Source organism: Chryseobacterium sp. MEBOG06, from assembly GCF_021869765.1.
Classification (GTDB): Bacteria; Bacteroidota; Bacteroidia; order Flavobacteriales; family Weeksellaceae; genus Chryseobacterium.
This window is the reverse complement of the sequence record NZ_CP084580.1, coordinates 857553-882184: the sequence shown is the minus strand read 5'-3', so window position 1 is coordinate 882184 and position 24632 is coordinate 857553. Positions and strand designations below refer to the sequence as shown.

The 24632-nt window shown below is 35.6% G+C and carries 20 protein-coding genes; 8 read left to right on the top strand and 12 right to left on the bottom strand.

Going from position 1 to position 24632, the window contains the following annotated elements:
* Positions 1-65 precede the first annotated feature (65 nt).
* From LF887_RS04045 to LF887_RS04025, 5 genes are all read right to left on the bottom strand, one after another.
* Positions 66-1583 (bottom strand): FMN-binding glutamate synthase family protein, encoded by a 1518-nt coding sequence (locus LF887_RS04045; RefSeq protein ID WP_236857531.1) that lies wholly within the window; start codon positions 1581-1583, stop codon positions 66-68.
* A 54-nt stretch (positions 1584-1637) separates the two neighbouring features.
* Complete coding sequence (mtaB, locus tag LF887_RS04040; protein WP_236857530.1) at positions 1638-2984, bottom strand: tRNA (N(6)-L-threonylcarbamoyladenosine(37)-C(2))-methylthiotransferase MtaB; 1347 nt, start codon at positions 2982-2984, stop codon at positions 1638-1640.
* A gap of 66 nt (positions 2985-3050) precedes the next feature.
* Complete coding sequence (locus tag LF887_RS04035; RefSeq protein ID WP_236857529.1) at positions 3051-3644, bottom strand: DUF1572 family protein; 594 nt, start codon at positions 3642-3644, stop codon at positions 3051-3053.
* Positions 3645-3733: 89 nt separating this feature from the next.
* On the bottom strand, positions 3734-5842 hold the full coding sequence (locus LF887_RS04030) for a T9SS type B sorting domain-containing protein (RefSeq protein WP_236857528.1): 2109 nt from the start codon (positions 5840-5842) through the stop codon (positions 3734-3736).
* Positions 5843-6000: 158 nt separating this feature from the next.
* Positions 6001-6798 (bottom strand): hypothetical protein, encoded by a 798-nt coding sequence (locus LF887_RS04025; protein ID WP_236857527.1) that lies wholly within the window; start codon positions 6796-6798, stop codon positions 6001-6003.
* A 210-nt stretch (positions 6799-7008) separates the two neighbouring features.
* On the opposite strand from LF887_RS04025, the gene glgP reads away from it, so the two are divergent.
* The gene (glgP, locus tag LF887_RS04020; RefSeq protein WP_236857526.1) at positions 7009-8673 is read left to right on the top strand and encodes an alpha-glucan family phosphorylase; all 1665 of its coding nucleotides are present in this window, start codon (positions 7009-7011) and stop codon (positions 8671-8673) included.
* Positions 8674-8795: 122 nt separating this feature from the next.
* On the opposite strand, the gene LF887_RS04015 is transcribed toward glgP, so the two are convergent.
* Positions 8796-8978 (bottom strand): DUF6496 domain-containing protein, encoded by a 183-nt coding sequence (locus LF887_RS04015; RefSeq protein WP_236857525.1) that lies wholly within the window; start codon positions 8976-8978, stop codon positions 8796-8798.
* Between the two features lie 11 nt (positions 8979-8989).
* Positions 8990-9463 (bottom strand): hypothetical protein, encoded by a 474-nt coding sequence (locus tag LF887_RS04010; RefSeq protein WP_236857524.1) that lies wholly within the window; start codon positions 9461-9463, stop codon positions 8990-8992.
* A 123-nt stretch (positions 9464-9586) separates the two neighbouring features.
* Here LF887_RS04010 and LF887_RS04005 point away from each other — a divergent pair, with 123 nt between their 5' ends.
* Positions 9587-11716, top strand: a complete 2130-nt coding sequence (locus LF887_RS04005) for a S9 family peptidase (RefSeq protein WP_236857523.1) — start codon at positions 9587-9589, stop codon at positions 11714-11716.
* 54 nt (positions 11717-11770) lie between these two features.
* On the opposite strand, the gene LF887_RS04000 is transcribed toward LF887_RS04005, so the two are convergent.
* A complete protein-coding gene (locus tag LF887_RS04000) occupies positions 11771-12073 on the bottom strand; it encodes a hypothetical protein (RefSeq protein ID WP_236857522.1) in 303 nt (100 codons plus the stop codon).
* A 218-nt stretch (positions 12074-12291) separates the two neighbouring features.
* Here LF887_RS04000 and LF887_RS03995 point away from each other — a divergent pair, with 218 nt between their 5' ends.
* From LF887_RS03995 to recG, 6 genes are all read left to right on the top strand, one after another.
* Positions 12292-13947, top strand: a complete 1656-nt coding sequence (locus LF887_RS03995) for a peptide MFS transporter (protein ID WP_236857521.1) — start codon at positions 12292-12294, stop codon at positions 13945-13947.
* 132 nt (positions 13948-14079) lie between these two features.
* Entirely contained in the window at positions 14080-15834 is a 1755-nt protein-coding gene (locus LF887_RS03990) for a peptide MFS transporter (protein ID WP_236857520.1), read from the top strand.
* A 61-nt stretch (positions 15835-15895) separates the two neighbouring features.
* Entirely contained in the window at positions 15896-16837 is a 942-nt protein-coding gene (locus LF887_RS03985; protein ID WP_236857519.1) for a YhcG family protein, read from the top strand.
* Positions 16838-16906: 69 nt separating this feature from the next.
* Positions 16907-18418, top strand: coding sequence for a peptide MFS transporter (locus LF887_RS03980; RefSeq protein WP_236857518.1), 1512 nt, complete (start codon positions 16907-16909; stop codon positions 18416-18418).
* Positions 18419-18459: 41 nt separating this feature from the next.
* Complete coding sequence (locus LF887_RS03975) at positions 18460-18993, top strand: thioredoxin family protein (protein ID WP_236857517.1); 534 nt, start codon at positions 18460-18462, stop codon at positions 18991-18993.
* Positions 18994-19111: 118 nt separating this feature from the next.
* Positions 19112-21199 carry an ATP-dependent DNA helicase RecG gene (recG, locus tag LF887_RS03970; RefSeq protein WP_236857516.1) on the top strand — a complete coding sequence of 696 codons (2088 nt, stop codon included), beginning with the start codon at positions 19112-19114 and terminating at the stop codon, positions 21197-21199.
* A gap of 604 nt (positions 21200-21803) precedes the next feature.
* On the opposite strand, the gene LF887_RS03965 is transcribed toward recG, so the two are convergent.
* The 4 genes from LF887_RS03965 to dapA all read right to left on the bottom strand — a co-directional run bounded on the left by LF887_RS03965 (position 21804) and on the right by dapA (position 24590).
* Positions 21804-22250: a response regulator gene (locus LF887_RS03965; protein WP_236857515.1), complete on the bottom strand. Its 447-nt coding sequence runs from the start codon at positions 22248-22250 to the stop codon at positions 21804-21806.
* Complete coding sequence (locus tag LF887_RS03960; protein WP_236857514.1) at positions 22243-22824, bottom strand: helix-turn-helix domain-containing protein; 582 nt, start codon at positions 22822-22824, stop codon at positions 22243-22245. The genes LF887_RS03965 and LF887_RS03960 overlap by 8 nt, the downstream gene beginning before the upstream one ends.
* A 291-nt stretch (positions 22825-23115) precedes the next feature.
* A complete protein-coding gene (locus LF887_RS03955; RefSeq protein WP_236857513.1) occupies positions 23116-23619 on the bottom strand; it encodes a GNAT family N-acetyltransferase in 504 nt (167 codons plus the stop codon).
* 98 nt (positions 23620-23717) lie between these two features.
* The gene (gene dapA / locus LF887_RS03950) at positions 23718-24590 is read right to left on the bottom strand and encodes a 4-hydroxy-tetrahydrodipicolinate synthase (RefSeq protein WP_236857512.1); all 873 of its coding nucleotides are present in this window, start codon (positions 24588-24590) and stop codon (positions 23718-23720) included.
* Positions 24591-24632 lie beyond the last annotated feature (42 nt).

The following is a 24632-nucleotide window of genomic DNA, read 5'->3' as shown; positions in this document are numbered from 1 at the left end:
ACAAAAATAAAAACCGCCTTATGTACATAAGGCGGTTTTTATTTTTATGCTTTCTCAATGGTTTTTTAAAATCTTGCTTTCTGTTTTACATTCCCCAAAATATCCGGGAAATAAAGATCTGCAAGGTGGTCAAATTCATCTCCTCTCATAAACATTGTAGCATCTACCTCTTCATAAGAACTTCTTCCTGCAGCGGCAATCAATTCATTACAGGTATGAAGTGTATTTTTATGGAAATGATACACTCTTTCACTTTTATCAGTGACATCAAGTCCTTTGATAAGCATTTTATCCTGTGTAGCCACTCCAGTAGGGCAATTGTTGGAATTACATCTCAATGCCTGAATACATCCTAAAGAGAACATAAATCCTCTTGCATTATTACACATATCTGCTCCCATAGCAACTGCTCTCAGAATATCAAGGCTGGTAAGAACTTTACCGCTGGCAATAACTCTTAATTTACTTCTTAAATTATAGTTATTAAGCGTTCTGTTTACAAAGATCAAAGCTGGTTCCAAAGGCATCCCTACTCCATCTGAAAATTCAGGTGGTGCGGCTCCTGTACCTCCTTCGGCTCCATCTATCGTAATGAAGTCCGGATAGATTTTCAGAACATTCATTTGCACACAGATATCTTCAAATTCTTTGGTATCTCCGATACACAGTTTAAATCCGATCGGTTTTCCTCCTGAAAGCTCTCTTAGCTGCTGTACAAACCTCAACAATCCTGCAGCATCAGAGAAAGAACTATGTGATGGCGGCGAAATTACAGTCATCCCTGGTGTGACATGACGGATTGCTGCAATTTCCGGAGTATTTTTAACTCCCGGAAGAACACCTCCGTGGCCAGGTTTTGCCCCTTGTGATAATTTGATCTCCACCATCTTCACATTAGGAAGGGTTGAGTATTTTTTAAATAATTCAGGATTAAACTTTCCTTCGTCATCACGGCATCCAAAGTATCCGGTACCGATCTGCCAGCATAAGTCACCTCCTTCCATATGGTAAGGTGAAATACCTCCTTCTCCTGTATTATGATAGAAATTTCCTTTTTTCGCCCCTTTATTTAATGAAATCTGAGCCCTATCACTTAATGCTCCAAAGCTCATTGCAGAAATATTCAATAAAGAAGCATGATAAGGCTGGGTACACTGCTCTCCGCCTACCCAAACTCTTGGAAGCTCTTCCGAAGGTGATTTTGCATAGATAGAATGTTTGATTCCTTCGTATTTTCTATGATTAACTTCCAGCTGTGTTCCAAATGCTACAGTATCACTTAAGTTCTTAGCTCGTCTGTATACTGCTGAACGCTGATTTCTTGGAAATGGTTTCCCATCAGTCTCCCTTTCGATAAAGTACTGCTGCATTTCGGGTGAAATACTCTCAAAAAAATATCTGAAGTATCCCAAAACAGGGAAATTCCTCAAAATAGCATGTTTTGATTGGTAAGCATTGTACACACCTAATGCATAAATTACGGATAACAGCGTAGGTATCCAGTAATGCGTTCTGATCAGCAGTGCTATAATCCATGTAGCAACTACTAATACAATTCCCCAAGATAAAAACTTATCTCTCATGAATGTAGTATTTAAAAGTTTAAAAATAAATTTAGTGGAATTTTTGCAAAGAGCCTATGCTTTTGCTAAAAAATTTTGGTAAGAAGATTGCACTGAGACCGTGCCATCTGACAGGATTTTTTCTAAATTTAGAAATTCGATTTGATTAACGAATGCGGAATCAAAGTCTTTCTGGACTCTCACATAATTTTCTGTGAAGCCAAACATTTTTCCGTCTTTATTTTCATGCTCCCAAAGTACAGGAAGCGTTTTTCCAAGTTGAGTCTGATAAAATGCCATTTTTTTCTTTTCAGAAAGGATTCTAAGCATTTTATTACGTTTTTTTCTTTCCGCTACCGGCACTACTCCTTCCATAGCTGTGGCTTCTGTATTTTCTCTTTCAGAATAGGTAAATACATGCAGATAAGTGATAGGAAGTTCATTAAGGAAATTATACGTTTCCATAAATCTTTCTTCAGTTTCACCAGGGAATCCTACAATGACATCTACACCAATAGCCGCATCAGGCATTACCTCGCGGATCTTATTTACTCTGTCATTATAAAGTTTTGTCAGGTAGCGGCGTTTCATCCTTTTCAATAAATCATCGCTTCCGGACTGCAGCGGAATATGAAAATGCGGAACAAAACTTTTACTTTTAGAAACCAGTTCAATACTTTCATCCTTCAACAGGTTAGGTTCAATAGAAGAAATACGGATTCTTTCAATGCCTTCTACCTTGTCCAGTTCTGAAATAAGATCAAGAAAAGTATGTTCGTGTCTTTTATTTCCGAATTCGCCTTTACCATAATCACCGATATTAACACCTGTAAGAACAATTTCTTTGATGTCTTTCGCAGCAATTTCCGTGGCATTTCTAAGAACATTTTCGATGGTATCTGAACGAGAAATCCCTCTTGCTAGCGGAATAGTACAGTAGGTACATTTATAATCACAGCCATCCTGTACTTTCAGGAAAGCTCTGGTTCTGTCTCCAATAGAGTAACTTCCGATAAAGAAGTCGGTCTCTTCGATCTCACATGAATGAACAATACCTTGATTGTCTGTTTTCTCCAAATCATCAAGATAGCTCAGAATATTAAACTTTTCTTTAGCTCCAAGAACAAGATCAACACCATCAATCTGTGAAATCTCTTCAGGCTTCAATTGTGCATAACAGCCTACAATAACAACCAGTCCTTCCGGATTGGCCTTCATTGCTCTTTTTACGTGAAGTTTACACTCACGATCAGCATTTTCTGTAACTGAGCACGTATTGATGACATACACATTCGCCTTGTCATCAAAACTTACCTTATCATAACCTGCATCTGTTAATTGACGGGCAATAGTAGATGTTTCTGCAAAATTTAATTTGCAGCCCAGTGTATGAAACGCGGCAGTTCTATGAAAAGTAGACATTTGTTACTCCTGAATTTTATGGGTGCAAAGATAGTAATTTTAATAATAACTCAAGATTGATTCAATCTATTGTTTGTATTCATCTCTTACTTCAGGGCTATTTTGAAAACAGACCGGAGATGAATTGATTTCTGATTCGCCTTTATCCGGAAATTTATTTTTCATGTCATGATTAAATTCCTGAGATTTATTTCTGGCAATGGAAAGTGTTTCCCAGTTTCCGTTTTTCATCATTTTAGCGATGTAGACAATCTGACCGATATGATAAGGATAATGTGCCAACTGTCTGAAAACAGCATCGATAACAGAGTGAGCTTCTCCTCTTATATAAATTGTTTCGTAAAGGTTTTTATCATTAATCTGGCTCAAAGCATCAAAAAAGCACTTCCATCCTTTTTTCCAGTAATCAAGAACGTCTTTTTTAGTCTTAAAACTATCTACAAATTCTTCATCACGGCTACGCCAGGGCTTTTCACCATCTTCCGTCAGAAAATTGGTCCACCTGGAAAGCATATTTCCTGCTATATGTTTCACAATAACCGCTATAGAATTACTTTCTTCGTTATACTTCCAAAAAATCTGTTCCTCCGTCAACTGATCAAAAGTCTTATCTCCAAGAGATTTATAATATTCAAAGCGTTTAACAAACAGGTCTTTCATATTTTCTGATTTTATCCACTAATGTAAACACTTTTAAAAACAAAACCACTTCGTTTGAAGTGGTTTTTTCTATGTATTATATTTATATATTATTCTCTGTTTTTAACCAATACCCAACCTGAAAACTTGACAGGAGTATTCTTTTTATCATTTTCATTCCATGTCACAGAATACCAATATGTTCCGGTAGGCACTCTTCTTCCTCCCTGGGTACCGTCCCATTTGTACCCGTTCTGTTTATCTGCCTGAAAGATTTTATTTCCATATCTGTCAAAGATACTCATGATCAGATTTTGCTTGCTGCCCAATGCAGAATAATCGATCACATCGTTAATACCATCAGCATTAGGAGTAATAACATTCACTAAGTTAGGCACGACAATTCCAATTTCTACAGGATCACAATCATAAGCGTCTTTTACCAGTATTTTATGATCTCCTCTTACAAGGTTATTGAAAACATTGGAATCCTGCCAGATAATATTGTCGGTTGAATATTTATACGGAGGATTACCTCCTATTACTGATACAGTGACTGTATTGTTGGCAATATCAATATTGGAAACAACAGGTTGTTCGGAAGGCAATACTTTTACAGCCTGTGTTGTAATACAATCACCAGTTTTAAGCTTCACCCAATACATTCCGATTCCTGCTTTGATTGTTTGAGTAGTAGCACCAGTACTCCATTCATAGCTTTTAAATCCGGGACCTGCATCCAATATCGTCTGGTCTTCAGCACAGATAGTCTGGTCTTTGAGAACACTGGAATATACCGGAGCAATGACTATTAGAGTAATTTTAGCCACATTATAGCAACCTTGTGCATTGAAAACCCTTACATAGACAAATCCGTTAGGGGCAGTATAAGCACTTGAATTGATAATTTCATTGGTTTGATTAATAGCATCCGTTAATGACGGATAATATTTTTTTAAAGGAATAGGGTTCTGCTGGGCAATTACAGAAGCATTCGTAAGATTAAACAGTGCTGTGGACGGATTAGTTTCAATAAAACATGATCTCAGCGTTGCCTCATTTACTACTATCGGAGGATAGAATTTTAAAGTAATCTGTGCTACAGCACTACATCCAAATTCAGAAATCACTTTCACATAAATAACTCCTTCTGCAGATACAAATGCCATAGGTGTTGTAATCTCATTAATCCCGGCATTCAGATCAGACATCGTATGATAATATTTCTTGGTAACGTTTGTCCCGACAAAAACATCTGCTGTGGTCAGGTCAAAAAGTGCTGTCCCCGCATTATTATTGTTACACTCTGTCAATGTTGCATTCTTAACCGTAATAGAACCATCTTTAAATTTAAATTTTCCGACCTGTTTACATTTATTAAGAGGATTCCCTGGATTAGCAGGATCTGTATAGTTGATACTGTAGTAATAAACAGTACTTGTATTAACCATTCTTGGAGCTGTAATAGGATTATTGCCTGTTAAAGCATCATTCTGAGTAACATGGTAACTTACCCCAAAACTCGAATTTCCGTTAATAATATCCGGAGACAATATAGAAAAATCAAATAATGCTGTACTTGAGCATATCACAACTTCTCTGGGATCAGCTGGATTAGCAGCCGGAACTCCCGGAGGATGGAAGGGATAAGTCTGAATATTCGGATCTGTAAATGGAGATGCCAGTGTTGCCGTTCCTCCCCATGTCAAAGCAAAGGGAGCCGTTGTAGTACTGGTACTGCTTACCCAATTGTCAATAAATAAATAATACGTCTGCCCTGGCAAAACGTCCATATATTTACAATAAGGGGTAAGGGAACCTCCTGCGGCACTTAGAATTGTACTGGTCATATTTAATCCTGTAGAAGCCCCTACTCCTATTACCGTTGCTGCATTGCATCGTATAGGAGCTCCCAGACTTCCACAGCTTACATTAGGGCCAAAAATCGCCCAGTCATAATCGGCATCCTGATCATTCGGTACCAGATCAAATGTAAGAGTTCCTCCTGTAGCAATTGTAATTTTATACCAGATTGAATTATGCTCACCAGTTGCATCTATACAACTTCCTGAATTCACCAATTCCTTAACATCACCATATCCGGTAGGGCTGTAAGTGATATTTGAATTTCCACAAACCGATAATGCTGTTGCACAATCTGCCTGAGCATAGAAAGTACGAAATAAACACAGAAAAAATAATAGTAAAAGTTTTCTCATATATTAGATGTTTTTATGGTTATAGTAGTGACAAACCAGTTGATATTCAACCTACATCAAATATACCTATATTTTAATTACAAATAACAAAATCTTAATAATTTTGAATTATTTTAAATTAAAACATGAAAAAATTAAACATATAATAACAATCAACACTATTTTATACTTGTAATATTTCCGCACAAATTTTCAAGGTGAAAGATTTTATGGAAAGGACTTTTTACTTCATTCAAATGTTCTTTATCCTGAATAAAAGTATATCTGGAGGCAATAGAGTTCATATCTGAAACGATAACCAGCCAGCATTCATCTACTGAAGTATCGTAATAGGGAAATTTTTCATTCTTTTTTTCAATAAGTTCTAAAATCTTTTCGGAACATAGCTCGTCAAAAAGGTTCATATTGTATTCATGGGTGATAAATACATTTCTTCTATGGAAAGATTTTCTTATACTTTTTACACAACCTGCCGCTTTATTTCTTTTGATACTTTTATAAATGCTGATAATATTTTCCTGCTGCATTTCCAGATGATCAAACTTCGTATCCGGATGAAATTCTAAAAAATAAACACCACGATATTTCGTAGTGTCTTCCTGTTCTAATAATATTTCTGCCTGACGGAACATCTTATTCAAAGTACTTTCTACTTTTTTCATTTCCAGATGATTGATAACTTCGGTCAGCTCTATTCCGATTTTTTTGTCGTTTAATTTTGCGATAAAGTCTGGGCTTTCGCAGGTAAGGTTTTCAAATTTAACTTCCGGAAAATGATGCATAAAGGAGTTAAGAAGCAAAATTTCTGACTTCTTTCTGTATTTTTCACGGTCATGAAGCGGAGATTCATCTATGGTACGGTGGTATTTTTCTATGGGCTTTTTTTTCAAATGCCTGTTCAGGTAGTATAAGCTCAGATTTTTAATCAGATCTTCCTCAGAAAATGTCTTTTTCATGTGTGATTTTTTATTTAAATTTTAATTAAAGAACACATGCAGCCATTGGCCTTCATCGTTAAAAGTTTTTGATAATCAAAATTTTACATATTTAAAGGTAAGTAAAAAAACGATTCAACACATACTTTTTAAATTAATTTATCTATTAATTAATGTAAAGTTTATTTTCATAATCAATACCTTTGCTTCTACTAACACAAACCAGCATTTATGGATTTCAGGAATTTCAGAATACCCTACAACATCAATCCCCAATATTCCAAAAAAACCGCTTATTTCTCAATGGAATTCGCCCTTGAACAGGTACTTAAAATATACTCCGGCGGCCTTGGCTTTCTTGCAGGATCGCACATGAGAAGTGCTTACAATCTTAAGCAGGATCTTATCGGAATTGGAATTCTATGGAAATTCGGCTATTATGACCAGGCAAGAAATCATGATCAGACTTTGCAGCCGGTATGGACCAGAAAGTTGTACAGTTTCCTTGAAGATACAGGAATAAAATTTCAAATCGAAATTCACAGTGCTCCGGTATGGGTAAAAGTATGGTACCTTGATCCTGAAATATTCAACACCGCACCGATGTTCTTCCTATCTACTGACGTTCCGGAAAATGATCATGTTTCAAAAACCATCTGCCATAAGCTCTATGATGCCAATGAATCTACAAAGCTTGCCCAATATATTTTATTAGGAAAAGGAGGGGCTAAACTGCTAGATGAAATGAATATCGAAAGAGATGTCTACCACCTTAATGAAGCTCACGGGCTTCCGGCAGCATTTTATCTGTTGAAAAAATATGACGGAGACCTGAATAAAGTAAGAGAAAAACTGGTTTTTACCACCCATACTCCTGAAGAAGCCGGAAATGAAAAGCATAATTTTAAATTATGCTACGATATGTCCTATTTCTCCGGATATAGTATGGAAGAAGTAAAAAGCATTGAGGGAACAGATGATGACCGTTTTAACCATTCTCTTTGCGCACTGAAAATTGCAAAAATTGCGAATGGAGTTTCTCAGCTTCACGGCGTAGTTTCAAGAGCTATGTGGAGCAAATACCCGGGAATCTGTGAAATAACCTCTATTACCAACGCACAGGAATTTAAATATTGGGCCGATAAACCATTATATAATGCAATGGATGAAAATGATGAAACCGTTTTCGATTATCGTAAAAAACATTTAAAGAAAAAACTTTTCAGTATTGTAGCAGACCAAACAGGAAATTTATTTAATCCCAATGTCTTCACTATTGTCTGGGCCAGAAGATTTGCCGGCTACAAACGTGCAGATCTGCTTTTACACGACAAAGACAGATTCTACAGGCTTCTGAACAACCCCCAATATCCCGTACAGTTTATATGGGCCGGAAAACCTTACCCAATGGACTATTCTGCTATTTCCACTTTCAATACTTTGGTGGAAGAAAGTAAGATTCATAAAAACATGGCCGTTCTTACAGGATATGAACTTTCTCTAAGTAAATCTCTAAAACAAGGTTCGGATTTATGGCTTAACAACCCAAGAGTTCCAAGGGAGGCGTCAGGAACTTCCGGAATGACGGCAGCCATGAACGGTTCTGTCAACTTATCCACAGATGACGGCTGGATTCCGGAGTTTGCAAAACATGGGGAAAACTCTTTCGTAGTTCCTAAAGCTGATTACCTGAATATGAGCATCTATGAACAGGACAACTATGATCTAAACAAACTGTATGAGATTCTTGAAAATGAAATTATCCCAGCCTACTACGACCGTCCGGATAATTGGAGAAAAATCCAGCAAACCGCTATGGAAGATGTAAAAGATCATTTTAACAGCGATAGAATGGCGGATGAATATTACAAAATCCTTTACAATAGTACAATATAGTGAAATGGTACATAACGAAGAAACCATGAAACAATCAGGTTTCATCAATAAATTTCACCTTTTTAATGTAAAAAAACAGATGCCCGAAAATTTCCGGGCATCTGTTTTTTATGAATTATTTCTTATTTTTTCTTTGCAGGCACCTTAAGTCCTTTTTCTCTCGCTTCAGAAATACCAATGGCTACGGCTTGCTTTCTGCTTGTCACTTTCTGTCCGGAAGAAGATTTCAACTTCCCTTCCTTGAATTCGTGCATAACTTTTCCTACTTTGTCCTGAGCTTTGTCTGAATATTTGGTCTTGCTCATAATAAGGTTTTTTAAGATTTTGGCAGGGATACCCCTAGTTCATAAACACATGCATGTTTCAAATATTTTGAACGCTCTCTTGAAGTTACCGATTCAAAATGATCATTTTTAATCACAATAATCGGGTCTTCTATATTTTCAATCTCGAAATTAGCAAAATATCGTTCATCCGGACTCGTTTTATCATTTTTTGCTTTTATTTTCTGCAGTTCTTCTGCATACTTTCTGAATCCGGGATCAGAGGAATGTATGAATTTATATTCATCTCCTGCATACACATAATAATGAAGTTTTTTTTCTATCAAACCCGCTTCATCGGCAATTTCGGGATTATCATTTCCATCTCTGAATACTATTTCCACCAATGCACCTCCTTTTTTATGAGCACATTCTTCGGCGTCTTTAAAGCTGGAAAAACCTGTATAAACAATCTGGTCGTTCAATACATAACGGTTAAGTTTCTGATTGTATGCATTCGTATCCATAATTATTAATTGATTTGATTTATACTTATTGTATATTCAATTTTTCTGCCAAAAAGTGTATTTGAAAAGCTTTTTAATACATTTTAATAAAATTATTATCTTTGAATTCCATTAATGTTAGAAATGAAAAAACTACTCTTAACTCTTACTGTAGCTGCAGCATTCCAAAATATGTCAGCACAGGAAATAACTTTAGATAAAATATACTCGGGATATTACCGTGGAAAGGGGATTGCTGGGATCAGCTCCATGAAAAACGGTGAAAACTATCTCGTTATTGAACCTACAGGAATTGCAAAATATTCTTATAAAACTTCTCAAAAGGAAGGAAATATTGTTGATGGAAGATTTGAAAGCTATATTTTCTCCGATGATGAATCTAAAATCCTTTTACAGATAGGAAGCCAGCCCATCTACAGACATTCTTTTCTTGGAAAATTTGATGTAAAAGACTTAAAATCCGGAAAAACAATCAGTCTGAACGAAGGAAAAACAGTTCAGGAGCCTACATTTTCACCTGACGCTACAAAAGTGGCCTTTATTTCAGACAACAATTTATTCTATCAGGATCTTTCTTCAGGAAAAATCACTCAGGTTACCACTGACGGTAAAAAAAATTCAATTCTTAACGGATTGGCAGATTGGGTATATGAAGAAGAATTCGGGCATGCCAAGCAATATGAGTGGACAAAAAACTCAGATGCTATTGTATTTGTAAAATCTGACGAAAGCCAGGTTCCGGAAATTTATATTCCAATCTATGGAAAAAATCTTTATCCTGCTGAGATGCGTTATAAGTATCCAAAAGCAGGTGAGAAAAACTCTGTTGTTTCTGCACAGCTATACCGCATTGATACCGGAAAAACAATGCCGTTGAACTTAGGTTCTTTCAAAAATTATTATATTCCTAATGTTTTCCAGACAGCTAAAGCTGATGAAATTGTTTTGGTCACTTCTGAAAGGGTTCAGAATGCATCAGATATTTTAAAAGTAAATACCAAAACAGGAGCGGTTCAGAAATTATTCACAGAAACGGATGATAAATGGATTGATACAGATAGTCCCACGATAGAATTCCTGGATGATGATTCTTTCCTTTGGGCTTCAGAGAGAGATGGAAACCGTCACCTTTACTGGTATGACAAGGATGGTAAACTGAAAAAACAGGTTACCAAAGGCAACTGGGAAGTAACCGACTATTACGGGTTCAATCCAAAATCTAAAGAAATATACGTTCAGACAACAGAAAAAGGAAGTATCAATAAAGTGGTTTCCAAAATAAATATTGAAAATGGAAAGTCTCAACTGATCTCCAATACGGAAGGAAACAACGCTGCCAATTTCAGTAAAAACTATAATTATTTCATTGAAACCTCCTCTACCGCAGCAAAACCTTTCACCTATATTTTGAAAGACGGTAATGGAAAAGCGGTAAAAGAACTTCAGAATAACAATGATCAGCTACAGAAATTAAAAACGGATAATTTTGCTGAAAAAGAATTCATCACTATTCCAAACACAGTGGGTGATCAGATGAATGCATGGATCATGAAGCCTAAGAATTTTGATCCAAATAAAAAATATCCTTTATTTATGTTCCAGTATTCAGGGCCCGGATCTCAGCAGGTTTCTAATTCATGGGATAATGGAAATGCAATGTGGTTTAACCATCTTGTACAAAAAGGATATATCGTTGCTTGCGTAGACGGGCGTGGAACAGGTTATAAAGGTGCTAAATACAAGAAAGTAACTTACATGAATTTAGGGAAATATGAGATTGAAGATCAGATTACTGCTGCAAAGTGGTTGGGGAACCAGTCTTATATTGATAAAAGCAGAATCGGAATGTTCGGATGGAGCTTCGGAGGTTATATGACCAGCTTGGCAATGACTAAAGGAGCAGATGTTTTCAAGATGGGAATTGCTGTGGCACCGGTAACAAACTGGAGGTATTACGATTCTGTATATACAGAAAGATTTATGAGAACTCCCCAGGAAAATGCTGACGGATATGATAAAAATTCACCTACAGAATATGCTAATCTATTGAAAGGCAAATTTTTACTAATCCATGGAACAGCTGATGATAATGTTCATTTCCAAAACTCTATGGAATTCTCTGAAGCTTTGATTCAAAACAAAAAACAGTTTGACTTCATGGCTTATCCGGATAAAAACCACGGAATTTACGGTGGACAGACTAGACCTCAGTTGTATCAGAAAATGACTGATTTTATTTTGAACAATTTATAATCAACATATTACTTATAACAAAAAAACCTTTCAAACTTTTGAAAGGTTTTTTTGCTAAGGATATTTTACAGCTTTATCCAGTTCTATTGGATTATTAAAAGACTTTATTTTTTTTCTTTCGTTGGCTTCAGCTGGTTTCAACTGTTCTTTGGTGAGAATGGTTCCGTCTTCAAGTTCTAATTTTTTTCCTTCAGGTAAGGCAAGCCGTCCATTCATTATATATTTAAAAGGGCTATCATATAATTCCAGTTTCAATTTATCCAGCTTGGCCTGATTAAAGGGAATTGCTCTGGAAATAGAATTTTCTAACGAAACCCATTGATAATCCTCTGTAATTTTTTCGCTCTTTATGATCACATAATGATTTTTAGTTCACAATTAATTCTCTTTCATGAACAAATCATTTCCCTCTCAAAAATTTGAAAGGGATTTTTGATTAAAGAAACTTTGCTCTTTATTCGTTCATAATTTTAAATGGCGAATTATATTTATTTCATTAATCGTTTACGTCTTCATTATTTATTTTATCAATTAAAATTAAAAACTTATTTTTGGGAAATTTGAAAATTGAATATATGAAGACTAAACATCCTAAAGGGCTGCCCTTTCTCTTTTTTACAGAAATGTGGGAGCGTTTCGGGTACTACCTGATTCTTGGAATCTTTGTTCTGTATGTTATTGAGCCTACTGGTATGAAAGGCGGGCTTGGACTTCCGGACAAAACTGCTGATGATATTTTCGGAACTTATATTGCTCTGACTTATCTTACCCCTTTCATTGGTGGATTTTTAGCAGACCGCGTTTTAGGGTACATTAAATCTATTTATCTTGGAGGTTTTCTAATGGCCGCAGGATATATAGGAATGGGTGTCTTTAAAGATTTACCTTTATTTTATAGCTCTCTGGCATTAATTATTATAGGAAATGGATTCTTTAAACCTACTATATCTACTCTACTAGGGAATCTTTATTCTGAAGAACCTTATAAAGCCAATAAAGATTCCGGATATAATATTTTCTATATGGGAATCAATATCGGGGCATTTATCTGTAATATTATTGCTGCTTTCATGCGTAATAAATTCGGTTGGGGTGAGGCTTTCATCACTGCGGGAGTCGGGATGCTGATCGGGATGGTTATTTTCACCATCGGAAGAAAGCATTACATCCACGCTGCACAGATGAAACCTGTACAGGAAGGTGATACAAAACTATCTGAAATCATGCTTAAAGTATTCGTTCCTGCTATCATTGCAGGAGCATTAGGCTGGTTTATCCCTAATAATATATTCGGAAGCGACAGTACAGATGCATTCATTTTTGCCTGCATACCCGTTATTTATTTCTATGCTTCACTTTATTTTAAAGCCAAGCCGGAAGAGAAATCTTCAATCGGAGCATTACTTTCTGTATTCCTGATCAGTATGTTCTTTTGGGCTGTTTTCAAACAAAACGGTACAGCATTGACAAGATGGGCCAATTATTATACAGACAGAAGTGTCCCTGCTGCCCTTGAAAAGCCGTTGGAGGGAATCTATATGGTGGAAGGGAAAGGATACGAAAATAAAGAAGTTCCGGTATATGACAATCAGTTCAGATCTCAAAAGGACGACAACGGAGAAACAAAAAAAGAAATAGGCAAAGATGTTTATTTTAAAAACATTTCTCCAGAACAGCGTGCTGCCCTTGAGAAAAATCCTGAAAATAAGGTTTATCTGTACAATACGGAACTATTCCAGTCTATCAATCCATTCTGGGTGATTGCACTTACCCCGGTTATCGTCGGATTCTGGGCTCTGCTGAGAAGAAAAGGTAAAGAACCATTGACGCCTACCAAGATTGTTTTGGGATTATTTATTTCCGGACTTTCATGTCTGGTGATGGTTTTAGCTGTCATGGCTGGAGATAACGGAGCTGTAAAAGTATCTCCTTTATGGCTTGTTGCCAGTTATGGAGTGATTACCATCGGAGAATTGTGCCTGTCTCCAATGGGGCTTTCTTTTGTTTCCAAGCTTTCTCCTGCAAGAATTACAGCTTTGATGATGGGAGGATTCTTCCTTGCCAACTCTGTGGGAAATAAGCTTTCCGGAATTCTTGCAAGTACATGGTACAATTATGAAAACAAGACCAATTACTTCCTGGTGAACTTCGCTTTGTTAATATTCGCGACACTTTTAGGACTTTCTATGTTAAAAAGATTGAATAAAATCATGAGAGAAAAAGGACATTAATCCTTGATATTATAAAGATTAGCAAGCTGCGGGAGTACCTCGCAGCTTTTTTATTTAAAAATAAAATTAAAACCTTGCCAAAAACCCAAAATAAACTATATTTGTCAGTCTTAACAAAAATTAACAATAGAAATGGATAATATTGAAGCATTGAGTCCGAAACCGGATGAATTTGTAGAGAATAAGAGTTCCAGGCACCCTAAAGGATTATGGGTTCTTTTCGGAACAGAAATGTGGGAGCGTTTCAACTTTTATGGGATGAGAGCACTTTTAACGCTCTTTATGGTAAATTCCTTATTAATAAAAGAAGCTGATGCAGCAATCATCTATGGTGGATTTCTAGCTTTATGTTATTTAACACCTCTTTTGGGAGGTTTTATTGCTGATAAATATATCGGAAACAGATATGCAATTATCATTGGTGGATCACTAATGGCTATTGGGCAGTTTTTGTTATTTATCAGTGCTTCAACTTTTTCTGCTGACATAGGAAGTGCTAAACTTATTATGTGGCTGGCTTTATTCGTTATTATCTTTGGTAATGGATTCTTCAAACCGAATATTTCTTCAATGGTGGGAAGTCTTTATCCAAAGCAGGAAAAGTCTAAACTGGATTCTGCTTTTACCATTTTCTATATGGGGATTAACATCGGAGCATTTTTAGGTCAGTTTATCTGCCCTTACGTAGGTGATGTAAAGGATGCAGCCACTGGAGTAAGAGATATTTTTGCTTTCAAATGGGGATTCTTAGCAGCTTCTATTGCAATGGTAATTGGAACTGTAACGTTCTTTATCCTTAAAAACAAATATGTAGTAACACCGGAAGGAAGACCTATCGGAGGATTACCAAAAAATAATACCAGTGCAGACTTTGAAGAAGGAGAAACACAAACAGCAAAATTCTCAGGAATATCTCTAGGTATTACCGGAGTAATATTTGTCATTCTGTTCTTCGCTTTCAGATATCTGTTGGTAGGAGAATTCGGATTCAAAGCAGTAGAAATGGGCCAGTTAATCAAAGGAATTATTTATCCTTTTATTTATGCAGCTGGTATTTCCCTTGCCTTTCTTATCATGAGTTCTGCTGAAAACAAAATTGAAAGACAGAGAATCTGGGTAATTTATATTGTATCATTCTTTATCATTTTCTTCTGGGCAGCTTTCGAACAGGCAGGATCTTCATTAACATTTATCGCAGATAACCAAACTGACAGAAATATCTTCGGATGGAATATGCCACCTTCAATGGTTCAGATTTTTAATGGAATTTTCGTGGTTCTATTGGCTGTTCCTTTCAGTTTAGCATGGGATAAATTAAGAACAAAAGGCAAAGAACCGGTGTCTCCGTTCAAGCAGGCAATGGGATTAGCATTAATCGCGCTTTCTTATTTTATCATTGCCCATAACGTGAAAGATCTAGGAAACTCTGGTCTATTAGCGATCAAATGGCTAATGTTATTATATTTCATTCAGACATGTGGTGAGCTTTGTCTTTCTCCAATTGGTTTATCATTAGTTGGTAAACTGGCTCCAAAAAGATTCGCTTCATTATTATACGGTGTTTTCTTTATTTCTAATGCTGCAGGGTATGCCTTAGCAGGTTCATTGGGAGCTTTGATCCCTGCAACAGGTGATAAATTCACAAAAGCACAGGAAATGGGAGTCAATCTTCAGGATGTTTTAGATAAAAAAGTAACCCTGACTGCGGATCAGGTGGCAGCTTTTGATAAAGCTCAGTTACCATTACACAATCCTACATTTGCAGGATTTGAGATCCATAATCTATTTGAATTCTTCATGGTATTTGTTGTACTTTGTGGTATCGCAGCTGTCATTTTAGGTTTAATTTCACCTATCTTAAAGAAGATGATGCATGGTGTAAACTAATTGTATCAACAAAATATAATAAAACCTCTGCTAAGTCAGAGGTTTTTTTTATTTTCGTACGATGGAAATTTCCGAAGATTCTTTATTCCAATCCGTAAAGGAAATTATTAGACAGTCGCGCGAAAAAGTTTTTCGAATTGCGAATTCTACTCTACTACTCACCTATTGGCAGATCGGAAAATTGATTGTTGAAGATGAACAAGAGGGAAAAGAACGCGCAGAATATGGAAAATATATTCTAAAGAATCTTTCTCAAAAACTTACTTTAGAATTTGGAAAAGGTTTTGATGAAAGTAACTTAAGAAATATGCGCTCCTTTTATCATGCATTTCCAATATGTGACGCATTGCGTCACGAATTGAGTTGGACTCATTATAGATTATTGATTAGGCTTGACAATGCTGAAAAAATAAATTATTACATCAATGAATCCGTTCAAAATAACTGGAACTACAGAGATTTGAAAAGACAGATTAATTCTCTAGCTTACGAGGGGGTTTTAGAACATAAAAGATCTTCCACAGAAAGTATTCACAGTGTTTTAAAAGATCCTTATATTTTTGAGTTTCTAGGATTAAAAGCTGATGAACAGTTTTCAGAAAAAGAAATTGAAACAGCCATCATCAATCATATTCAAAAGTTTTTACTGGAACTTGGAAAAGGGTTTGCATTCGTAGCCAAACAACAACATATTTCAACGGACACCTCAGAATTCTATAGTGGTCTTATCTTTTATAATTACATATTGAAATGCTTTATCATCATCGATCTAAAAACCGGGAAACTTTCGCATCAGGATATTGGACAAATTGATATGTATGTAAAAATGTATGATGATCTGAAACGTGGTGAAGCGGATAACCCAACCATTGGAATTTTATTATGTTCAGAAAAAGATGAAACTATTGTAAAATATTCTGTCTTGAATGATAAAAAACAATTTATTTGCAAGCAAATACCTGCTGTACCTCCCAAAAGAAGAAGAATTAAAACAAATTATTGACCAGGACAGAATCCGTTTTGAACTGGATCAGAAAGATAAAAACCCTAATTAAAACAATCATATATCATTATGAGCTTAACTTTAGATGAAATACAAAATTTCAAAGGAAAATACCCTAGGCAGATCTGGAGTCTATTTTTCTCTGAAATGTGGGAACGCTTCTGTTTCTACGGAATGCGTGGAATGCTGGTTTTCTTTATGATCTCACAGCTTAATTTCCATGAAAAAGAAGCTAACCTTCAGTATGGAGCCACACAGGCTTTTGTTTATGCATTTACTTTCATAGGAGGTCTTTTTGCAGATAAAATTTTAGGATTCAGAAAATCCCTGTTCTGGGGAGGTCTTCTGATGATTGTAGGAAGTTTAATTCTTGCCACAGATCCTCATAAATTCTTTTTTCTGGGAATTTCATTTACCGTTGTAGGAACAGGTTTCTTTAAGCCTAATATTTCATCAATGGTTGGCCAGCTTTATAAACCTAATGATTCCAGAGCTGATGCTGGTTTTTCCCTTTTCTATGCAGGAATTAACCTGGGCGCGTTACTAGGAGGTTATTTATGTATTGCCATTGGTAAAGGAGAATTCCTTAATAAAATTATCGCAGAAGAAATGAGATGGCATATTGCTTTTGGATTGGCTGCAATAGTGATGGTGGTAAGCCTTATTAACTTTATATTCACGCAAAGAAGGCTGGGAACTATTGGGTTACAGCCTGGACATCCTTTAGCAGAAACCAAAGCAGCACCCATTCCAAAATGGCAGGAATATGGAGTTTATGTTCTGTCTCTGGTGTTTGTACCTATTATCATGACAATGGTAGCCAAAACAGAATATACCGATTATTTTATGTGGACTATCGGGCCATTGACCTTAATTTATTTATTCTACGAAATGTCCAAAGTGACTGCATCAGAGCGTAAGAAACTTTGGGCGGCATTGGTTTTCATTATATTCTCCATCGTATTCTGGGGAATTTATGAACAAAGTGGCGGTTCTTTAAGTATTTTCGCTGCTAAAAACCTAAATAAAGATCTTTTTGGCCTAGACCCGAACGGTGTTAATAATTCAGGAGGTGCATTTTTCATTATTTTCTTAGCTCCACTTATCGGGCTTCTATGGATCTGGCTGAATAAAAGAAAAATAGAACCGAATACCATTATCAAATTCGGATTAGGATTTATCTTTCTGGGATTAGGATATTATGTTTTATTTGCAACCCGCCTATTTGCCGACCTTCAGGGGATTACTTCATTGAATTTCTTTACCATAGCACTATTAATCATCACTTTGGGTGAGCTATGCCTCTCTCCTATCGGATTATCTATCATGACCAAACTTTCCACTAAGAATCTTCAGGGAATGATGATGGGAATGTGGTTCCTTGCTTCCGCTTATGGACAGTATGTGGCAGGGATCATTGGGGCCAGTCTTGCTACGGCAAAAGAAGGTTCTACCAACTATGATGAATTGATCACTTATACTGATGGATATAAACAATTGGGATTATACGCTGTAATTGCCGGAGTGGTATTAATTTTGATATCTCCGTACGTGAAAAAATTAATGCAGGATGTAAAATAATAAAATAAGTAATTATGCTTATTTTTACATAAAATCACAATATGAAGAAAGTTTTAAGCATAGTACTTTTGTTATTACTAAATTTCAGTTTTGCACAGGTTAAATGGATGACTATTGAAGAAGCATTAAAGGCTCAGAAAGAAAATCCAAAAAAAATCCTCATCGATTTTTATGCAGACTGGTGCGGTCCATGCAAGATCATGGACAAAAAAACATATGGACATCACGTGATTGCCCAGATTTTAAATGACAATTACTATCCTGTAAAATTTAATGCTGAAGAAAAAAAAGCAATTGAGATTTTTGGAAGAACATTTTCCAATCCTAATACAGAACATAAAAAAGGAAAGAATGCACTGCATGAGTTTACCCAGTATATGAATGTAGGAGCTGTTCCAAGTACAGTTTTTCTGGATGAAAACGGTGATCCGATCACCATTCTTCAGGGAGAACTTTCAGCAAAAGAACTGGAGCCTTACCTGGAACTTATCTCCAAGGATTTATTTAAAAAGATCCGAACCAGAGAGCAATGGGAAGATTACCAGAAAAAATTCAAATCTAAAATCAAAGATTAAATTAATACAAAGGCTTTCATATTCTGAAAGCCTTTACTATATCCAAAAAAAAATAATTTTCCAGAAATAAAAATTTCAAATTCCAGCTATTTTACCGAAATTAGGGCTCGTTTTTCAAATGACATTAGAAACCTCCATAGAATACGTAAAAGGAATAGGTCCGGAAAGAGCTAAACTCATCAAAAGTGTGTTGGGCCTATCCACAGTAGAAGATATGCTTAACTTCTATCCTATCCGCTATCTGGATAAAAGCAAACTCTATACAGTCTCCCAGCTTAAAGAAGAAAGTGCCCAGGAAATACAATTAAAGGGAAAAATAACACAGGTACAGGAAATCCAGACCGGAAAAACCAAAAGACTGTCAGCCAAATTCAATGATGAAACCGGCAGTTTAGATCTGGTATGGTTTCAGTATTCAAAATGGCTGAAGGAACAGCTCCCTATAAACCGGGAAGTTTATATTTTTGGAAAGATCAATGTTTTCAACCGTCAGTTTTCTATGCCTCATCCGGAAATAGAAGCAGAAGAAAATAAAGAGGGGGATACCCGTCTGAAACCTATTTATCCAAGTTCTGAAAAACTAACCAAAAGAGGACTCAATCAAAGATTCTTTCAGAATGCTCTAAGAAATATCTGTAAGGAAATCCCAAACCTCATTGAGGAAAATTTCCCTGATTACATGATGAAAACCTTCAAGTTCATGTCCAGGCCACATGCTTTCCTCAATGTCCATTTTCCAAAAGATATGGAGCATTTTGACAAAGCAGATTACCGCTTAAAATTTGAAGAGTCATTTTTTTTCCAACTGGGCTATGGCTTAAAAAAGCTTCATCATAAAACTCAGTCTTATGGTAACCCTTTCCCTATAATTGGCGATCATTTCAATAATTTTTATGAAAACGAACTTCCTTTTGAGCTTACCAATGCTCAGAAAAGGGTTTTAAAGGAAATCCGAATGGATATGAAAAGGCCTATTCAGATGAACAGGCTTTTGCAAGGAGATGTAGGTTCAGGAAAAACAATGGTAGCCCTGCTTACAATGCTTATCGCCATGGACAATGGTTTTCAGAGCTGTATAATGGCTCCTACAGAGATTCTTGCCCAGCAGCATTATAATGGGATTAAAGAATTGCTGGAAAGAACGGACATCAATGTACGGTTGCTTACAGGCTCAACCAAAGCTGCAGCGAGAAGAGTAATTCATGAAGAGCTTGAAAATGGCAGTCTTTCTATCTTAGTGGGTACCCATGCTGTATTAGAGGATAAAGTTAAATTTAAAAACCTTGGCTTAGCTATTATTGATGAGCAGCATCGATTTGGGGTTGCTCAACGGGCTAAACTTTGGGCTAAAAATAAAATTCCTCCACATATCCTGGTGATGACAGCCACTCCTATTCCGAGGACATTGGCAATGAGTTTTTATTCTGATCTCGATGTTTCTGTTATTGATGAGATGCCGGTGGGAAGAAAACCTATCATCACGGCTCACAGACGTGAAAAAGACAGACTGTATGTTTACAATTTCTGTAAAGATGAAATAAAAAAAGGGAGACAGGCTTATTTTGTATATCCTCTTATTGAAGAGTCCGAAACTTTAGATTATAAAAATCTGATGGAGGGACTGGAGCACGTTATGGATTATTTCTCCGACTATAGTGTGACGATGCTTCACGGGAAAATGAAACCGGACGAAAAAGATGCAGCAATGGCTTATTTTGCTTCCGGAAAAGCTGAAATTATGGTTGCCACTACAGTTATTGAAGTTGGAGTGAACGTTCCCAATGCTTCTGTCATGGTTATTGAAAGCTCTGAAAGATTTGGTCTTTCACAACTCCACCAGCTCAGAGGACGTGTAGGAAGGGGTGCTGAGCAAAGCTACTGCATCCTGATGACTTCTGATAAATTATCTAAGGAAAGCAGAACCCGCATCAAGACAATGACGGAAACCAATGATGGCTTTAAGATTTCTGAAGTGGATATGCAGCTCCGTGGTCCCGGAGATATTCTGGGAACACAGCAAAGTGGTGTGGTAGATTTTAAAAGGCTTGATCTTATTAATGATTCAGCAATCATTAAAACAACAAAAAACACGGTAGAAAGAATTCTGGAAGCCGATCCAATACTGTCCAGACCTGATAATATGGTTATCAAAAATTACTATATAAGATATTACAAAGGAAAAAATAAGTGGAGTAAAATATCATAAAAAAAACCGCAGAAAAATTTCCCTGCGGTCCCCTTATAAAACTGTTATTTAGAAGAAATTACTTTTGATCTGTTTTAAAAATTTATTTTAATAGTTCAGGCTTAATATTTTGTGATGTGGTGTGAAAATATTTATATGATTTGAATATGCTAAACCATAAACTATTAAAATAAATTATAAAAAACAAAATGAATTATTTTTCCAACTTGCTTATTATAAAAACTAACTGTGGTCAGATGGAGATGAGGGAATGAAACGAATAAAAATACCTCCACCTGCTTTGAGTTTTCATGATTGTACCGTTTTGTTTAAAGATCTTCTATGCTTTAAAATTGGAAATTAACATAATTCATTTTGTTAACTAACATCGTGATTTATATAATCTTATTTTTTTAGAAACAATTACTTCTCATTCACCTGTATCTTCTTTCTATATAGTTAAATTTGTGTCGCTGAGTTTACTTTTACAAATGTCACACTATTAATTGAATTCTATTTTATATTATTTTAACTATTAGTTATAAAATTATCACCTATCTGTGAATAGCATGTAACAAATACAACCTTATTTTTATTTAAAAAAAACAAAAAAAGTCTCTAATAATCACACTTTTAGGATGAAGTTTTCTTTATTAAGTCCTGAGGTATAATACTGCCAATTAATCGTAATAATGTCAGTAAGCACCTTCTTAAATGTCTCAAAAGACTCCGGTTTTCTCATATAAATATTAGCTCCTTTCACAAAGATATCTTCAATTTCTATTTCCGGGATCGGGTCAGAAAATACCGCTTTTACCATGTTGCTAAACTTTAAATTCAAGCCCATTTCATCCAGGCATTCCATACTATCTTTTCCGGGAAGTGTGTATCTCATAAAAACGATCTCCGGAACTACAGCATCATCATTATTCAAATATTCCATCAAACTGTTTCCGTTGCTGAAGCACTGAACTTTTATAGAGACTTTTAGCTCTTTTAATATATTTTTAAAAAAAATTAAAGTGTTTTCATCGTTATCTGCTACTATTACGTTCAGAAATTCTTTATTCATACTGCATTTTAGGGTTAATAGCTGTGCTTTGTGCTTTTCTTCTTCTTCCTATTATTTTTTGAAACTGGGATGGAGTGATTCCTGTTGTATTTTTAAATTGAGTGCTTAAATGTGCCACACTTGAATAATTCAGTTTATGAGCGATCTCTGTAAGGCTCTGCTTGTTCCTTATAATCAATGCTTTCGCATGCTCTATTTTTTGAAGAATAACAAAATTCTCTATAGAGGTATAAGCAACTTCTGAAAACAGATTAGAAAGGTATCCATAGCTGTGATTCAGTTTCTCAGAAATATAAATAGAAGCTTTCACGGGAATGATCTCATCAGAAAAGACAAGTTCTACAATGGCATCTTTTATTTTCTGAACCAAAGCGGTTTTTTGGCTTTCTATGATTTCTATCCCATAATCTCCAAGATTCTTCTTAAAAAGATTATGCTGTTCCTGTGTAAAAGGTTCATAGAATTCCACTTCACCGAAATTCAGCAACCGGTATTTCAACCCGTGCTCCTTGAGTTTCTCGTCCAATACCTTTTTGCAAAGGGCATTGAAATCAAATTTAACGTACATTTTCATCCTAGTATAAATAAGCCAAATTTTTAGTAAATATAATGATTTATTTCAATTAAAAGTGAAATAGAAATTTTTTTTTAACATAATATGAACACAAAAAAATTCCTGTATTTGAGAATACAGGAATTTAAACACTAAGGATGAAAAAAATATACTGATAAAAAGCCGATTAAGCTAAAAACCAAGCATATGAATGTATTATTGTAAGTGATTTGGTTCTGAAGCAAAGATGAATCAAAAAAAGAAATCACTTGTTATAGAATTACAGGATAAAGTTACAAGATTATAAGTCAATTACATGTGAATTAGAAATTCCATAAGGTAATCATCCATCACAAATCCGCCTCCAATATCAAAAACCCCTTCATCATATACGCTGTACCCCTGCGATTCGTAGAAGTTTCTGGCTGCATTATATTTATTGACATTTAAAATAATTCTGCGGTTTCCGTTTTCGGAAGCTTTTTCATTCAAAAACTGTAAAGCTCCTTTTCCAAATCCTTTTCCTTTGCTTTCCGGTACGAGATAAATGCGATGCAGCTTGGTTGTATTTTCTTCATAATTGAGCTCATAGCCTATAAAACCCTCATAAGAATTATTATTTTCATCCTGAATCAGATAATACTGATAATCCGGATTCTGGAGATGGCTGTTAATTTCAGTTTCAGAATACATTTCAGAAAGCATATACTCCATCTGCTCTCCGGAAAGTATTTCGGCATAAGCATTTTCCCAAGATCTTCGTGCCAGATTCTGAATTAAAGGAATATCGTTTTTTGTCGCTTTTATAAATTTCATGATGTTATGTGATTATGATTAAAAAAAGTGAAAAGCCTAAACTTTTCACTCTATGTTGTGTCAATAATGATTTGTCAATTTTACCTGACGGCTCATAATTAAATGTTTGACATTTCAGCTTTAATTTTTGCATGAAGCCCTTCTGATGCTGTTACTAGAGGAAGTCTTAAGTAATTTTTAATGATTCCTTTTTCAGCCAGAATTACTTTGATACCACAAGGGTTTCCTTCTGCAAAAATCAAACGGGTGATTTCAACCAGCTTATTGTGAATTTCATATGCTTCTTTCACTTTGCCTTCGAAAGCCAGCTGTACCATCGTGGAAAACTCTTTTGGGTAACCCTGTGCTATTACAGAAATCACTCCGTTTCCACCTGCTAAAGTAACAGGAAGTGTATATTCATCATCTCCTGAAACCAAAGAAAACCCTTCGGGCTTCTTTCTCAGAATATCAAAATATTGTAAGATATTGGGTGCTGCTTCCTTGATCATCAATAAATTAGGAAATTCTCTTGCAATACGGATAGTAGTATCGGCATCAATATTCTGCCCTGTTCTTGAAGGCACATTATATATGATAATATTCTTACCTGTGGAAGCCAGTGCTTTATAATGCTGATAAAGCCCTTCCTGATTAGGCTTGTTATAATATGGAGATACAGAAAGTACTGCTTCAAATGCAGAAAGATCTGCTTCTTCTATCTGTTTCTTGACTTCAAGAGTATTGTTGCCGCCAATTCCTAATACTAAAGGAAGACGTTTATTATTCACCTTAATGATATGCTCAATTACCTGTTTCTTCTCCTCAGCTGACAGCGTTGCGGCTTCTGCCGTAGTTCCCAATACCACCAAATAATTGGTTCCGTTGTCAATATTATACTCCACAAGTTTTGTCAAACTGTCGAAGTCAACGGATAAATCTTCATTAAAGGGCGTTACCAATGCAACACCTACTCCTTTTAAAATGCTCATCTGTTCGAATTATTTTTGTCAAATTTAATCATTTACCATAAG